Below are 15,485 nucleotides of genomic sequence, written 5' to 3' on the forward strand. Positions count from 1 at the left end.
AGCTATACAGGAATACTGGAGTCCTACCATGAAACGCCTTTTTCATATCGTATTATTTGCATTTTCTTTCACATCATTTAATGCATTTTGCCAATCTAATATCGGTGCCGAGCAATTAATAGGCACTTGGAAAAACGAACACGGTTCTACATTAACCATCACGCAAACTGAAAATGATGATTTTACTGGAACCTTCAAAACCGCTGTCGCTGATACCAAGTCTTGTATTGGCTACCCGATACCTTTTAAAGGCTCAAGCAATGGTAATGCTTTAGCTATCAGTATGAGTCTTGAAGATTGTGGCTCCCCAACCACCATTGCAATGGTGGGGAGTGTGGGCAAAGAAAACAAAACGTTGGATACTATCTACTTAGTACAGAGTAATGGAGTAGATACTTGGAAAGCCAGAGTGACAGGGCACGACTTGTATCAAAAGATCAACTAACTTGAACTCGGCAACCACACTTGTACCGTCAGCCCTTGAGGTTGCCGATGATGCAAACTGATTTGCCCTTCATGGGCTTCGATGATCTCACGACATAGCGGCAAGCCCAACCCAGTTCCAGACTGTTTAGTTGAATAGAACGGCAAAAGAGCCTGCTGCATCACTTCACCAGACATGCCTGATCCTGCATCAGAAATATTAATGCTAACGCCTAGTTTAGCAGCAACTATCATAGGTTTAATTTCCACTGAAATTTCATCTACCTCTGAGCCAGATTCATGAGCGTTTTTCAACAAATTAAGTAAAACCTGCTCAATCTGAATTTGGTCAAAGTAGCCTTGCTCTGATGGCAATTCACCTATCAGCTTAAATGAATAATGTTGAGAGAGTTGCTGAGTTAAAACTTGCCAGTCAACATGACTTTTCTGAGGTAAAGGAAGCTTAGCGAAACGAGCATAGTTAAAAATAAACTGATTTAGATGAGAGCATCGGTTTTCGATGGTATCAAAAATCAAATTTAACTGAGGTGATTGGTTTTCTTGAGTGAGTTTTCTGCCAGAGTTCACCATGGAAGCAATGGGTGCCAAAGAATTGTTGAGCTCATGACTGATGATACGAATGACTTTCTTCCACACTTGTACTTCTTGGCGGCTGATCTCTTTCGTTAGTTGCTTTAATAACAGTAAATGATGATTCTGACCATTTAACGCAAAATTGCCACGACTGATATGCCAACTTTTAGCTTCATCATGGTTTAAAGTAAACAATCCTTGTTGCTGACTGTGGATGATTTGTGCCATTTCAGGTGATAAATTTTTGCTTAAATCTTGCAACAAACACCCTGCGATGGGTTTACCTTGAGCGAACCAGTGCCGAGCCGCATCGTTGGAATAAATCACTCTTTGCTCATTATCCAGCAGTAACATGATATGAGGAGAACTTTGAATCACTTTGTCGAGTAACAATTCACGCTGATAAATCGACTGCTTTTCTTTTCGCAGAATCTTAGCCGTTTGGTTAAACAAACTGACCAAACGGCTTACTTCCTTATCTTTCACTTCAGGTACAGTAACGCTAAAGTCATTATCTTTGAAATTCAATAGTCCGACTTCTAACGCTTGTAAGCTGTTACTGATGTTGGCAGTCATCCGTCTTACAAGACAAACACCCAAAAACAGTATCGCGAAATGGAATAGTAAACTAGTATCCAACCCCAGCCACTGATTCAATTTAGATAACCAACTATTGGGCTGCAGTAATAATGCGTTTAACCACAGAATTAATGAAACACTAATGCCAATACAAGTAGCGACAATCAAAGCCAGTCTTGAAGATAAACTCATCGTTCGATTCCGAATTTATCTAAACGGCGATATAAGGCTTGGCGGCTCAAGCCAACTGATTTAGCCACATGAGCTATCACTCCGTCATGTTGTTCCATTGCATCTAATATCTGCTGTTTATTAATGTCAATGTCTTGGTTTGTACTCGACAAATTTGGCTCTATCAAACCGAAATCCACTGCTTGTAATTTACTGTCTCTTGCCAATAACACTGCACGTTTACAAGCGTTTTGAAGCTCTCGTACATTGCCATTCCAAGGATGGGCTAACAAAGCTTGTTTGGTGACTTTATCTAATGAGAATTCAGGGCCAATGAAGTGCTCAACTAATGGCACAATGTCATCTTTTCGCTCGCACAAAGCTGGCACTTTTAGTTCGATAACGTTTAAGCGATAGTATAAGTCTTCTCGAAAACTGCCATTGGCAATATCAGCCAGTAAATCGGCATTGGTGGCACTGATCACACGCACGTTCACTTTACGAGTTTGGCTACTTCCTAAGCGCTCATATTCTCCTGTTTGCAATATTCTGAGTAACTTTACTTGCCCAGAAAGTGGCAAGTTACCAATTTCATCTAAAAATAAAGTACCACCTTTAGCCGCTTCAAAGCGACCGACTCTGGCTTTTGTTGCTCCGGTAAACGCCCCTGCTTCTGCACCGAATAATTCTGCTTCTAATAATTCACTTGGCAGTGCACCAATATTTACTTTTACTAAAGGTTTATCTTTAAGAGGAGAGTTAGCGTGAAGGATATCGGCAATCTTATCTTTACCTGCACCATTTGGACCTGTGACCAATACTGATACATCTGAATTAGCGAGCTGCAAGGCTAAGTCCACTACCCGCTGCATAGTACCACTCGCAAAAACCAATCCGCATAAATCGGCTTTAGCTATATGTTCGGTTCGTTGGTTATCAATTCGCTTTAGCTGCTGGTTGTTTTTTGTGGCTCGATGTAATTCCAATAAATTGCTAATGCTTGTTAACAGCTTATCGTCATCCCAAGGCTTGGACATATAATCTGCCGAACCTTTTTTTACCAACTCCACCGCCATTTCAAGTTGAGTCCACGCAGTGATCAAAATAATAGGCAAATTAGGCTGAAGCTCTCTGATGGCATAAAACAGCTTTTGCCCTTCATGGCCCGAAGTGGTGTCAGCACTAAAATTCATATCCTGAATCACCAACGAGATATCTTGCTGCTCAATAATACTCAGGGCATCGGCTTCGTTATGACAAAACAGGGCACGATGACCATTAAGTTCGAGCATTAATGCTAATGCCTGACAGACCGACAGGTTGTCATCTACGATAAGAACTTTATCCATGTGTTAATACTTTATTTTCTTCCTAGCAACACGATACATGAAAAACACGAAAGATATGAGCATTTAATGTAAGAAATTATCATGAGATGAATAGACAGCATTAATAAGAAATAAAAGATCTAGAATGTCTGAAAAATCCACCTGTCTAAGCATTGAAATTACCTAAAGTAACTCATAGTGTGGTCGGACACATCAGCGCCTTTCCCAGCTTGGAGAAGCAACTATGAACGCTTTTTCTGTTTGCCCTCAAAAAGTTTGGAGTCACTATGTTCGTCAATGGATGATTATTGTTTTTGGCCTATTAACCTTGAGTGGTTGTCCGTTACATCACCACTCTCGTTCCCATAATATTGTTTCCATTCAGATATCTCCTGTGAGTCACCCTTCCCGAGGTACCAGCCAAGTTGAGATCCCCAAAGGGGTAAACATCCAATACTATGCAATCGCGACTTATAAGAACAATACCAAGAAAAACATCAGTAGCTCGGTAACGTGGGCAAGTTCAACGCCAGCGGTATCAAGTATTGATGCTGCAGGTCTAGCCAAAGGACTCACAAAGGGTGAAGTTTCAATCACCGCAAGTTTCGATGGCGTAACCAGTAATCAGGCAAAATTAACCATTACAGACGCCGCTTTACGAGCCATTCAAATCACGCCCGCGACAAACAGCTTACCCAAGGGACTGACCCAACAATATACCGCAATTGGAACATACAGCGATGATACGACAGTAAATATCACAAACTCTGTTGATTGGACGAGTTCAGACGCCACTAAGGTCAGTGTCAACGATAAAGGGCTTGCGGCAACACCTGACATTGGTAGTGCGACCATACAAGCCAAAGAGGGCGATATTGAAAGTAATACAGCAACTCTAACAGTAACCGCTGCTACCTTGACGGCCATTGAAGTCACTGCAGCAGAAAATAACCTCCCTGAAGGATTAACTCAGCAATACACAGCAACGGGAACTTATACCGATAAAAGCACCCAGAATATCAGCGATTCTGTGAGTTGGGCGAGCTCGGAAACGAGTATAGCCACCATTGATAACAAAGGATTACTTAAAGCCGTTGATCAAGGAGACACTCAAATATCGGCATCTCTCAATGACATAAGCAGTAATCAGCTGAAGCTTACCGTCAGTGATGCTCAATTAGCGTCTATCCAAATAACCCCAGCACAAACTAGTCTTGCAAAAGGAACAACTCAGCAATTTACGGCTAAAGGCATTTATACCAACCAAACATCTGAGGATATTACCAACACAGTCGTGTGGAGTAGTTCAAGTGAGGACAATGTATCCATTGACGACAAAGGGCTTGCAACAGGCGACACTGAAGGTGAGTCGACGATACAAGCAGCCATGGGGAACATAACCAGTAATAATGCGGCAATGACGGTTACGGCAGCAGAACTCACTTCAATTCAAGTCACTCCTGCGACTCAAAGCATTGCTAAAGGTCGAAGCCAAGCCTTTATCGCAACAGGAACTTATACGGACAAATCAACCCGTAACATCACCAACTCAGTCAGCTGGAATAGTTCCAACACTGATAACGTCACGATTGGAGAGGATGGTACAGCAAACGGTGTTAATACTGGGGAGTCGACGATTCATGCAACAGAAGATAGCGTGAGAAGTAATGATGCGACACTTACCGTTACCGCTGCCGTATTAACCCAATTACAAATTACCGCCAGTGCTAATACGGTCATCGAAGGTAACAAGCTTCAATATACCGCCACAGGCACATACAGTGATAACACTACAGCAAATGTAACTAGCTCCGTCAGTTGGAGTAGCTCTGACACTTCAAAAGCCACCATTGACCCACAAGGTTTAGCCTCTGGTCTTGATGACGGCACCACCACTATTTCAGCCGACTTAAACGGCATAGACAGTAACACCTTGAACTTAACCATTACGGCAGCTCAACTTACTTCAATACAAATCACTCCTGCAACCGTAAGCATTGCCAAGGGACTGACTCAACAATACACAGCCGAAGGAACTTACAACAACGGTCGTGTTGTTAATATTACCGACCAGGTCACATGGGAAACAGACAGCGATACAACGGTCACCGTTAGTAGTGCAGGACTCGCAACCGCTGTAAATGAAGGAACGACAGTCATTTCGGCTGTGAGAGACGGCGTTACGAGTAACGATTCCAACATTACAGTCACCGCTGCGACATTGACCCAAATTCAAATTACCCCTGCCACTTCCAGTATTGCCAAAGGACGAAATCAGCAATATACCGCAATGGGAACTTATACCGATAACAGTACCAGCAATATCACCAATAAAGTCAGTTGGAGTAGTTCAAGTATTGCGGTTGCAACTGTAACTCCAGCTGGTCTAGTAGATGGCGTGACTGTTGGTCAAACGACAATTAACGCAACAATGGGAACAGTAACCAGTAATACGGCTAACGTCACCGTTACTGATGCGGTCATAGACTCTATTCAAGTAACTGCTAACACACTCACCGTTCCAAAAGGAAACACCGCTCAGTTTACTGCTGTTGCGACTTTTAGTGACAGCACAACGCAGACAATTACTGATTCAGCTAGCTGGAATAGTTCAGATAAGAATAATGCGACAATTACTCCCGCAGGATTAGCAAAAGGGGAAAATGTTGGCACATCAACCATTACTGCATCTATGTCAGGTGTAACCAGTAATCAAGCCGCCTTTACTGTTACTGCGGCAGAATTAACACAGATACAAGTTACACCAACAGGCAATCAAAGCATTCCTAACGGAAGAACTCAACAATTCACCGCAACAGGGACATACACAGATACAACAACAGCGGACATTTCAAACCGCGTGAATTGGACGAGTTCTGACGACAATATCGCAACCGTATCAAATGCTGGCTTAGTGACAGGAGTGAATGAGGGTTCAGTCACTATTTCTGCAGCATTAGATGGCGTCAGCAGTAACACCATTAATACCACTATCACCGCAGCCGTCATTAACAACATACAAATTCAGGCTACACCTAATTCGGCACCTAAAGGCAATACGGTTCAATATAATGCCGTTGGTAATTTTTCAGATGGCACTTCGAGAAATTTAAATACTCAAGTCAGCTGGACAAGCTCTGATGACAATATCGCAACCGTAAGCGACTCTGGTTTAGTTTCAGCTGTCAATGAAGGCTCTGCAACGATAAGAGCCAACATTGGAAGCCTAGGGGGAAGCGCTTCGATTCAAGTGACCGCAGCGGTTCTTGATAGTATTCAAGTGACTCCAACTACCCCCATCAGTGTTATTGATGGCCTTACCCAACAACTAACTGCAACAGGAACCTACAGTGATTCGACGACAGCGAATATCACCAGTACTGTGAACTGGAATAGTTCAGATACCAATATAGCTACGGTTACACCAAGTGGACTTTTACGTGGAGCCAACGTAGGACAAGCAACAGTACATGCTTCTCTAAGCGGTCAAACTAGCAATGATATAACCGTAAATGTAACTGCGGCTCAATTGACGGGCATACAAGTATCTCAATCTCAAGCCATCATAGCTGCAAGCCAAAATTACAACATAGTGGCAACGGGAAGATACAATAACAACTCAACCAGTGATATATCAGCATCGGCAACTTGGTCGAGCTCAGATGATACAATTGCCAGGGTATCAACCTCAGGCCAAATCTCAGGGGTTGCAACGGGTAGTACCACAATCACTGTAACTATGGGGAGCTTTAACCAAAATATAAATGTTACTGTCACTCCCACGGCAGCCGTTGGGCTTTGTGGAGCAGAGGTAAACAATACAGACAAAAGTAATGCCAGCACCGCTTGTATAAAAGTTGCTACCGACTCCAGTAATAATTGGTTTACCTCATCCCCAAGTCTACCTGCATTACAGGCTTTGAGTTACACACAAGGGGCAGGCTCATCAAAGAACTATTCGATAATTTTTACTGAAAATGGTAATCAAGGGCCAAGTGGAGGAGGCTTTGGGAGGTTCACACAAGCGGGTCCAGATGATGGTTCTGGCGGACAATATCAAGCTTGGTGTGACGATTTAAACTCATTCTCTTTCGGTGGCAGAAACAACTGGGCTAGAGCTACCCGAGCCCAAATTCGCGGACTTCAATCAAATAGAGGAAGCATGTGGGACTTTGCAGGATGGCCAACGTTTTACTTATATGCAACGACATCAATATCTGGTGCAGACATGACAAGTGAGTCACTCAATAATACATCAAATGGCACTTTCCCCAGAGCCACAACGCCAGTTTATGTCTCGTGTATATCAACGCCTTAATCTATTACTAAATCAACACACTTTGAAAGAGCAGCAATTAGCTGCTCTTTCTTCATTTAGTAGCCTGACCTAATGTGATGATTACTTAGTTAAACACTTCTGGTCGCAATTGCTGGCGATATAGCCGCCGCTTTTCTTGCTGGAAGCAACACTGCAATAGTGGTAACAACAAACAACCCAGCGACAGTGAAAAAGACGTAACTCAGATCCAACATAGGCAAGTTATAGTGGCGCATTAATTGATTACCTAACTGGACAGCAAGTATCCCACCAAGCAAAGCACCAGCAGCACAAATCAGATAATTTTCCATTAAAAACTGCTGGATGATATCGCGCTTTTTCGCTCCTAATGCTCGGCGAGTACCAATCTGTTTGGTGCGTTTTTGAATATTGAACATTACCATGCCAGATAGACCTAGAGAGGCAATAACCAAAAGAAGAACAATGATCATCGACAATGCACTAACCATTAGAGCATCATTTCGGTATGCTTCTTTTCGGATTTCTGCAATGGTCTCGAAACCTTGAAATACTCGATAAGGGTTATCAGCCATCAATGCATCTTTGATGTCTTTTTCTAATTGAGGAATATCTTTTACATTGGCTCTGATGGTATAAATAGCATTCTTACCCGCCCCAATAAAGTCGTAACTGAGAATGATCCCATTTTCAAAGGTATCTCTCCCTACACTATCACCCTGTAGAAACTCCAACACACCGACTACGGTAATGTGCTCCTTAAAACCGTGATAGAACTTCTTTCCAATTGCAGATTCATTCCCCCACATTTCTGTCGCAAACGCTTTTGAGATGATAGCTTTCACATCCGAAAGATTTTGAGAAAAACTGATTTCATCAGCTCGAAAATTTCTTCCTTCAACTAAGGTTAACCCAAATGTATCGATGAAATGGTGGTCATTAAAATAAATCCCTGAAGACACAGAGTGTTGATGTGGTTTCTTAGGATCATAAGGCTCAGCTGTAAACCCCGATGACCAACCACTACCACTCATCGGCAACATACTCACTAATGAAGCATTTTTTACATTTGGTAATGCTTTTATGATTTCAATGTCTTTGCGACGCTGTAAATCGTAATCGACATTTTCACCAAAGTTATAAACGTTAATGGTTAATACTTCTTGCTCTTCAATCCCTGAATCACGCGTCATCTTTTGCAGTCGTTCATGGATAATAAAACTCGCATTTGCCACTATCGCCACCGATAAAACGATTTGCAGTAACAACAGAACAGGGCCACTTTTACTTCGCCATAAGGCACTAACAATAGGTTTGATATGTAACATGGTATTCCCTTACTGGCTTTTCAAATAGATACTTGGTTTGGTATGGCAGACTTTCCATGCAGGGAAAACACCTGCCAGTAACGTCGTAACAATGGCGATAAAAGGCGCAATAAACCACATGCTATGGCTAAGACTAATTAATGATGAATCCATGGCAAATCGCTCACCAAGCAAGTAAAGTAGGCCTGAAGCAAGAACTAAACCAGTAATACCGCCTAATAATCCAATAATGCCGACTTCCACCATATACTGGCTAAAGATCTGAAAGCGACTGGCACCAATGGCTCTCCTTACGCCAACTTCTGGTGCGCGTTTTAAAAATTTTGTGAGCATCAAGCCAAGAATATTAACCAAACAAACAGAGAGAAATAAAAAGCTCAAGCCAACTAAAATACGATTATCTTCTTTTACCACTTCAGAGTGCTCTAACCATTCTTCAACCGTATTGAGCTTATGTGATTCTGATGCAGACTTATTATCAGTAAAGCGTCCTAGTGCTTTCTGTTCTGCCACATAATCCGTCAAAATTTGTTTATATTGCTGACGTTCTTCTACAGTGTTTAACTCAATCCAGAACTGTAGCCATACTTTTTCGGATAACAGTTTATCTTCAAAGGTTTTAACTTCTTCATATTTCCAGCCACTGGTATTTCCCCAAACTTGGTATTTCTCAATGGCTAATAATGAAAAAGGAACAAAAATTTCTTCAGCATTACTAAAGGCACCATTCATAGGATCATAAAATCTAGGTTGAGGATTCCAGCTATCAATGATGCCAACGATTTGATATGGCTTTCGATTCAAGAAAATAGTTTTACCCACATTGTCACCACCGCCAAAGATTTTTTGGTTATAGTTTTCGCTAATCACCACTTGATAGGCAGCACTTTCATCAACTTGTTTGCTCCATGAACTCCCATAACGAAATGGTACAGAGAACATACTAAAAAAATCACCATCGGTTACTCGAACAGCTCTTAACTCAGGCTCGAAATCTTTGTTATCTGATTGAATCACCATGCCTGAGCGCATTTGCACTAACTGCTTAAATTGCGGTGATAACTTTCTCAAGTTCATAGCATCTTGATACGTGACCTGCATATGAAATTCATCCCATGTATCAGTACCTTGACTCCATAACTGCACTGCATGTAACTGCTCACTTCTTTCACCCGTTGGATTAAACGCCATCATTTGGTAAATGTTGAGTGTTGTAGTTGTAATGCCAATACCAATCGCGATAGCGATCACCATTAGTAGTGACAATGCCGGCGTTTTGCGAATACTTCGCCACGCTAAATCTAAATAATGTAGAAACATTTTTCTTTCCTTAAATTTTGAGTATTCAACAGAGTGAACTGGAGTACTGTTAAGAAATAAGCCGACTGTCCGAGGCATGGATGCCGAGGTCAAGCACCCATGGATGGGCTTGCAGCGTGTCGGTGTTTTCTTGGCTGTACTCTCTGAACCACATAAATCTACTCACTCAATGCTTCTTCTAATTTGGTTTCTTTTCCAGTGTCTTGCTGCGGTTGATACATGGTGAAATCGCACACTTGACCATCCACTATTTGAATATTCCTTTGCGCTCGACGAGCGAGCTCTGGATCATGGGTTACCATGATGATGGTGGTGCCTTTACGATTGATGTCTTCCAATAGTTCCATCACTTGGCGCGCCATTAGGCTATCCAAGTTACCTGTTGGTTCATCAGCGAGTAGAAAACGTGGCTCACCCGCTAATGCTCTAGCAATAGCCACACGTTGTTGCTGACCACCAGAAAGCTGTGAAGGCAAATGTCGATGACGAGAACCTAATCCCACTTGTTCAAGCGAGGCATTGACTCGTTGTTGGCGCTCTTTACGTCCCATCCCTCTGTAACGCAATGGTACTTCTACGTTTTCGGCTAAGTTCAAATCAGGAATTAAATTAAACCCTTGAAAGATAAAACCGATTTTTTCATTTCGAATTTGTGTTCTTTGGTTATCATTTAAATTAGAAACATCAATACCATCTAATTCGAATTCCCCTTGGCTAAATGGCTCCAATAAACCAGCAATGTTTAAAAAGGTGGTTTTTCCTGAACCCGAAGGTCCCGTCACTGCCACAAATTCGCCTTCATTCACTGTGAGATTAAAATCACGCAATGCATGAGTTTCCACCAGCTCGGTTTTAAAAATTTTGCTGACATTATTCATTTTCAACATACTGAATTTCCTTATCTCAAATTTTCAAATCTATTTACTCACCAAATACGTAGATGGCGAGCATGCTGAGAAAACCATAGAGGAACAATAATGAAATAAGACAACCGTCCGTGACAGGATGTCACGGTCGTCAGCACATGGCCATTCACGCACATCCATGTGCTTCATGGCATTCAGGCTTCCTGCCTATCAGATGTGCGCTTCTGTTGGCGTTTTCATTATTGTTCCCTCGGAGCTCTCAAGCTTATTCACAATTTTGTTTAACTACTAAAAACTAATTCCGTGATTTCGATTGCAACTAGCCCCATTACCGACCAATGATTAACTTCTGCAAACACATGGTGAAATGCGACAGTTAATAGCAGTAATGCCATTGCAGCAATCAGCTTACGTTTCATTATCGAACCCTCACTTGATCGGACTCTTTAAAGCTGGACAGATCAGACACAACCCAAACGTCCCCTTCTTTTGCCCCAGATAGCACTTCGATGTGACTCATACTCTGAGCACCAAGTTGAATAGAAATACGCTTTGCCAGTTCATCATCCAGTTGATAGGTATAACGACCACCACTTGAACTCACAAAAGCACCGCGTTTGACCATTAATACATTTGGTCTGTTTTCAAGTAGTACTCGGGCTGATAAACGCTGGTTTTGTCTTAACTTAAGAGATGAGTTTTGAGTAAAGCGAACACGAGTGGTTACTTCACGATTTCGAACTTCTGGTGAAATGGCTGATAAACTACCCATAATTTTGTTACCGCCAATATTTAGCTCCACATCCATGCCTAAACCAATTTCATCGGCATAAGATTCAGGTACTGAAAGCTCAGCTTCAAAGGCACTTAAATCGACCACGGTCAGTACAGGCTGACTGGCGGCTATACGAGCTTTTTGTTCTACTAACCAGTTGCCGATGATGCCATCAACAGGCGCTTTAATTTGTAGCTCTTGTAATTGCCTTTCTAAATCGGCTACGACTAAGGCTTGTCGCTCAACTTCTAACGATTTATTTTTTACTTCGAATGCGAGTCGTTCTCTGATCAACTCAAGCTCTTGGCTGGCATGCTTGTATTGAAGCTTCGCTTTATTGAGATCATCTTTACTTTTTTCAAAATCGATTTTTGAAATCAGATTATCTTTGATGAGTAGCTGCGCGCGACGATTTTCACGATCGGCTGCCGCCATTTCGACTTGCGCCATATCGAGACTGCGTTGAGCAGTAAGTTGCTCGCTACGCGCTGTAAGTTTGGTTCGTTCAAACTCACTTTTCATCGCAGAAAGCGTCGATTGCTGCTGCTTTGCTTGGTTGGCTAATGAAGGACTGGTGATGGTTGCAAGAATATCACCGGCTTTAACTTGATCTCCTGGCTTACCCACCAAGGTAACCACACCCGCTTCTGTGCTGTATAACACAGGGGCATTAGCAGCCACAATTTTACCTGTTGCCGCAATATCGCGAGTCAGATCACCGCGTATGATAGTTGATAGTCTAAGCTCATCTTTATCTATCGAATGACTGGCTGAATCGCTTCCTAGCGTCACCCATATTCCAGCACAAACAGCTGAGAAAATGGCAATTAGACCCAAAGGCTTCATTAGTCTTGTTTTAGCTGAAGGCCTTAAACTAGTATCTTGTCTGCTGGTGTCCTGAATCATAACCGCTATCCATGTTTTATCTTACCTTAGGATTAGCAGTTAGTGTGCCAAAACACTTTAACCTTAATTAACAGAAGCTTACTGAAAAAAATTAGATTTGATAGAAATATTAGAATGTCCACGGACACCGCTCACTGTCCGCTTAGTGTCCGGTTTATTTACGTAACGAATAAAAAATGATTATTTTAGATTTTTTAACCTTTCAAGCCTTTTTCTTCTCAGCTCATCGTCAGTCAAAACCTTTGTTTCTGTGATCTCTTTCTTGCCTTGAGAGGGTGGTTTAGGTTCTACCAATCTCTGACCTTCACCAACTGGAGCAGGCGGTTGTGGCTGAACTTTTCTTGCCCCTACAGTTCGAATGCCATAACCTAACAAATTATCGTGATAATCCCTGTTTCTCATTGCATCACGCCTTTGACTATCCTTACTCTGAAAACCGCTAACTCTATGTTTCGGAAACTCAGTAACAACCTCACTGCCTTTTGTTAGCGTAGAAGGATCAAATCTAGCACTCCCTGCTGTATGCATAACTTGAGCAGACATTTCAAGACTTGAACCACGTGCCCCTGCTACTTCAGATGCTACTTTGGGGTAACTCATTGGTATTTTGTTAGACTTTGCTCCCGTTTGCAGAGCTGGCTGCTCTTTTTGTGAAAACAGCACCGGCCTTTGTAAAGGGAATTCAGCAATATTAGTACCAGGAATATACTTCATACTCCCAACACTATGCTCTTCTTCATCATCAGCTAAATGACCATCATCTTGCTCAACAACCTTAGTTCGTAATGGCGAGACCACCTTTATTGGCTTGCTTGGCGTCATTTTAGGCTTATCTTCATCACGGCTTGCACTAATACCACCTACCTCCGAAGATGCAGAAGCACCACTCACCTCTTTCCTTCTTTGTGCTGTGGCAAGAAGTTCATCGCGAATGGATTTTGTTTCGACAGCCAACGGCTTAATTTTAATTTGTACCTCTGGGTGCGGTTGAGGTTTTTCAGATCCCATTAAAGGTTTGGCCTCTAGTCGTTCAGCTCTATCTTTTTGAGGTTTGCCTTCAACTGTTGTCTGTTTGGTAAAGACATTTTGCTGATCTAAACCAGCAGAATGAAAATCTTGTGGCTCAGCATCAAGATCATTTGTAGAGTAGTCATTCTGACTTTGCAAAGTTTCATCAGAACCTATTTTGTCAAAACTCATTTGAGTAACTATTTGAAGTTAGGATAAAAATTACTTTATTCTTCAAAAATTAAAAATCTAGTCACAAAATAACCACACGGGTTCACCAATAAAAATACTTGTTTAAATTCAAATATATAACCCACATTAAAGTACTGTTAATCCTTATTAATCCCTTGTGGTTTTATGATTTTAGAACGACTTGAAAAAACATTTTTTGTTTTTTATGACATAAATATGCAATCTTCAACTTGGCAAGCTCAGTGGTTTTCGATAAGTTGTTAACCAAATTACAACAATCACTCAAATCAAATTTTGGGTTCTAATTTAATAAAACACAGGAAAAAGTGTTATGGAAATGCTTACTAGCTGGATTTCGGCGGTAAACAGCGTTGTATGGGGTGTACCAATGCTGGTTGCTATCTTGGGTGTAGGGTTATTCCTTACTATTGGCCTTAAATTAATGCCAATACTCAAGCTCGGTACAGGGTTTAAGCTACTTTGGCGTGGTCGTAGCCCCAAGCAAGGGGATGAGAAAGAAGGCGAAATCAGCCCTTTTAATGCTTTGATGACTTCACTTTCAGCCACAGTAGGTACAGGTAATATTGCTGGTGTAGCTACTGCCATTGTTCTTGGTGGCCCCGGCGCACTATTTTGGATGTGGTGTACAGCCCTTGTGGGTATGGCGACAAAATTTGCAGAAGCTGTTCTTGCTGTCAAATATCGTGAAACAGATGAAAATGGCAACCACATTGGCGGCCCAATGTTTTACATCAAAAACGGCTTAGGCAAAAAATGGGCATGGTTAGGTGGTGCTTTCGCTGTCTTCGGTTCAATTGCTGGTTTTGGTATTGGTAATACGGTTCAATCAAACTCAGTAGCTCATGCCTTAGAATCTAGTTTTGGTATCGACCCTCTAATGACTGGTATTGCAATGATGATACTAGTTGGCTTAGTGCTAATGGGGGGAATAAAACGTATTTCTGATGTGGCAGGTAAGCTTGTTCCTCTAATGGCTCTCTTCTATATCAGTGCTGGTTTGTTCGTGCTTATCGTAAACATTTCTGAAATTCCAGCAGCCGTTGCCCTTATTTTCAACTCAGCATTTAATGGCACAGCCGCTACTGGTGGTTTTGCTGGTGCAGCAGTCTGGGCTGCCATTCGCTTTGGTGTGGCTCGCGGTGTGTTTTCTAACGAAGCAGGCTTAGGTAGTGCGCCGATTGCACACGCTGCAGCTCAAACTAAAAACCCAGTGTCTCAAGGTTTAGTTGCTATGCTAGGTACTTTTATTGATACCTTGATTGTATGTTCAATTACAGGCTTAGCGATTGTTGTATCAGGTGAGTGGACTTCTGGCGCAGATGGTGCGGCATTAACTTCTCAAGCTTTCGCAACCGCGATTCCGGCGGGGGAGCATATTGTCTCAATCGCATTAGCCATTTTCGCTTTTACTACTGTTTTGGGCTGGAGTTTGTATTCTGAAAAATGTCTTCAGTACTTATTTGGTGTGAAAGCCGTACTGCCATTTAGAATTTTATGGATTATTGCGATTCCAATTGGCGCGGTAAGCTCTTTAAAATTCATCTGGTTATTGGCAGATACTTTAAATGCAATGATGGCTTTACCAAACTTGATCGCTCTACTGCTACTTAGCCCTGTGGTCTTTAAGTTAACCAAAGAGTACTTTGCGAATAAATAGCTAATAATAGACAGGGCAGA

At 42.0% G+C, this 15,485-nt stretch carries 11 protein-coding genes; 3 read left to right on the top strand and 8 right to left on the bottom strand.

Going from position 1 to position 15,485, the window contains the following annotated elements; all coding sequences use genetic code 11:
- Nucleotides 1-28: 28 nt before the first annotated feature.
- Entirely contained in the window at nucleotides 29-445 is a 417-nt protein-coding gene (locus E2H97_RS13790) for an avidin/streptavidin family protein (protein WP_133407674.1), read from the top strand.
- Here E2H97_RS13790 and E2H97_RS13795 read toward each other — a convergent pair.
- Both E2H97_RS13795 and E2H97_RS13800 read right to left on the bottom strand, forming a co-directional pair.
- A complete protein-coding gene (locus tag E2H97_RS13795; protein ID WP_133407675.1) occupies nucleotides 442-1,788 on the bottom strand; it encodes a sensor histidine kinase in 1,347 nt (448 codons plus the stop codon). The two genes, E2H97_RS13790 and E2H97_RS13795, sit on opposite strands and share 4 nt — an antisense overlap.
- A complete protein-coding gene (locus E2H97_RS13800) occupies nucleotides 1,785-3,116 on the bottom strand; it encodes a sigma-54-dependent transcriptional regulator (RefSeq protein WP_133407676.1) in 1,332 nt (443 codons plus the stop codon). Before E2H97_RS13800 ends, E2H97_RS13795 begins: the two co-directional genes overlap by 4 nt.
- Before the next feature lie 223 nt (nucleotides 3,117-3,339).
- Between E2H97_RS13800 and E2H97_RS13805 the strand changes: the two genes are divergently transcribed.
- Nucleotides 3,340-7,413, top strand: coding sequence for a beta strand repeat-containing protein (locus E2H97_RS13805; protein ID WP_133407677.1), 4,074 nt, complete (start codon nucleotides 3,340-3,342; stop codon nucleotides 7,411-7,413).
- An 89-nt stretch (nucleotides 7,414-7,502) separates the two neighbouring features.
- Here the strand turns inward: E2H97_RS13805 and E2H97_RS13810 are convergent, their stop codons facing one another.
- The 6 genes from E2H97_RS13810 to E2H97_RS13830 all read right to left on the bottom strand — a co-directional run bounded on the left by E2H97_RS13810 (nucleotide 7,503) and on the right by E2H97_RS13830 (nucleotide 13,787).
- Entirely contained in the window at nucleotides 7,503-8,720 is a 1,218-nt protein-coding gene (locus E2H97_RS13810) for an ABC transporter permease (RefSeq protein ID WP_133407678.1), read from the bottom strand.
- 9 nt (nucleotides 8,721-8,729) lie between these two features.
- Nucleotides 8,730-10,040 (bottom strand): ABC transporter permease, encoded by a 1,311-nt coding sequence (locus E2H97_RS13815; RefSeq protein ID WP_133407679.1) that lies wholly within the window; start codon nucleotides 10,038-10,040, stop codon nucleotides 8,730-8,732.
- A gap of 158 nt (nucleotides 10,041-10,198) precedes the next feature.
- The gene (locus E2H97_RS13820; protein WP_133407680.1) at nucleotides 10,199-10,927 is read right to left on the bottom strand and encodes an ABC transporter ATP-binding protein; all 729 of its coding nucleotides are present in this window, start codon (nucleotides 10,925-10,927) and stop codon (nucleotides 10,199-10,201) included.
- Between the two features lie 260 nt (nucleotides 10,928-11,187).
- Nucleotides 11,188-11,325, bottom strand: coding sequence for a hypothetical protein (locus E2H97_RS18875; RefSeq protein WP_170308310.1), 138 nt, complete (start codon nucleotides 11,323-11,325; stop codon nucleotides 11,188-11,190).
- The gene (locus E2H97_RS13825; RefSeq protein WP_133407681.1) at nucleotides 11,325-12,587 is read right to left on the bottom strand and encodes an efflux RND transporter periplasmic adaptor subunit; all 1,263 of its coding nucleotides are present in this window, start codon (nucleotides 12,585-12,587) and stop codon (nucleotides 11,325-11,327) included. The genes E2H97_RS18875 and E2H97_RS13825 overlap by 1 nt, the downstream gene beginning before the upstream one ends.
- 180 nt (nucleotides 12,588-12,767) lie before the next feature.
- Nucleotides 12,768-13,787 carry a hypothetical protein gene (locus E2H97_RS13830; protein WP_133407682.1) on the bottom strand — a complete coding sequence of 340 codons (1,020 nt, stop codon included), beginning with the start codon at nucleotides 13,785-13,787 and terminating at the stop codon, nucleotides 12,768-12,770.
- Between the two features lie 331 nt (nucleotides 13,788-14,118).
- Here E2H97_RS13830 and E2H97_RS13835 point away from each other — a divergent pair, with 331 nt between their 5' ends.
- Nucleotides 14,119-15,465, top strand: coding sequence for an alanine/glycine:cation symporter family protein (locus E2H97_RS13835; RefSeq protein ID WP_133407683.1), 1,347 nt, complete (start codon nucleotides 14,119-14,121; stop codon nucleotides 15,463-15,465).
- Nucleotides 15,466-15,485: the final 20 nt, after the last annotated feature.

This window comes from Parashewanella tropica, assembly GCF_004358445.1.
Lineage (GTDB): Bacteria > Pseudomonadota > Gammaproteobacteria > Enterobacterales > Shewanellaceae > Parashewanella > Parashewanella tropica.

Excerpts from the sequence above, each read along its gene's own strand:
- E2H97_RS13820 (WP_133407680.1), bottom strand. The coding sequence starts at position 10,927 with ATGTTGAAAATGAATAATGTCAGCAAAATTTTTAAAACCGAGCTGGTG.
- E2H97_RS13810 (WP_133407678.1), bottom strand. The coding sequence starts at position 8,720 with ATGTTACATATCAAACCTATTGTTAGTGCCTTATGGCGAAGTAAAAGT.
- E2H97_RS18875 (WP_170308310.1), bottom strand. The coding sequence starts at position 11,325 with ATGAAACGTAAGCTGATTGCTGCAATGGCATTACTGCTATTAACTGTC.
- E2H97_RS13790 (WP_133407674.1), top strand. The coding sequence starts at position 29 with ATGAAACGCCTTTTTCATATCGTATTATTTGCATTTTCTTTCACATCA.
- E2H97_RS13800 (WP_133407676.1), bottom strand. The coding sequence starts at position 3,116 with ATGGATAAAGTTCTTATCGTAGATGACAACCTGTCGGTCTGTCAGGCA.
- E2H97_RS13815 (WP_133407679.1), bottom strand. The coding sequence starts at position 10,040 with ATGTTTCTACATTATTTAGATTTAGCGTGGCGAAGTATTCGCAAAACG.
- E2H97_RS13825 (WP_133407681.1), bottom strand. The coding sequence starts at position 12,587 with ATGATTCAGGACACCAGCAGACAAGATACTAGTTTAAGGCCTTCAGCT.
- E2H97_RS13805 (WP_133407677.1), top strand. The coding sequence starts at position 3,340 with ATGAACGCTTTTTCTGTTTGCCCTCAAAAAGTTTGGAGTCACTATGTT.
- E2H97_RS13830 (WP_133407682.1), bottom strand. The coding sequence starts at position 13,787 with ATGAGTTTTGACAAAATAGGTTCTGATGAAACTTTGCAAAGTCAGAAT.
- E2H97_RS13795 (WP_133407675.1), bottom strand. The coding sequence starts at position 1,788 with ATGAGTTTATCTTCAAGACTGGCTTTGATTGTCGCTACTTGTATTGGC.
- E2H97_RS13835 (WP_133407683.1), top strand. The coding sequence starts at position 14,119 with ATGGAAATGCTTACTAGCTGGATTTCGGCGGTAAACAGCGTTGTATGG.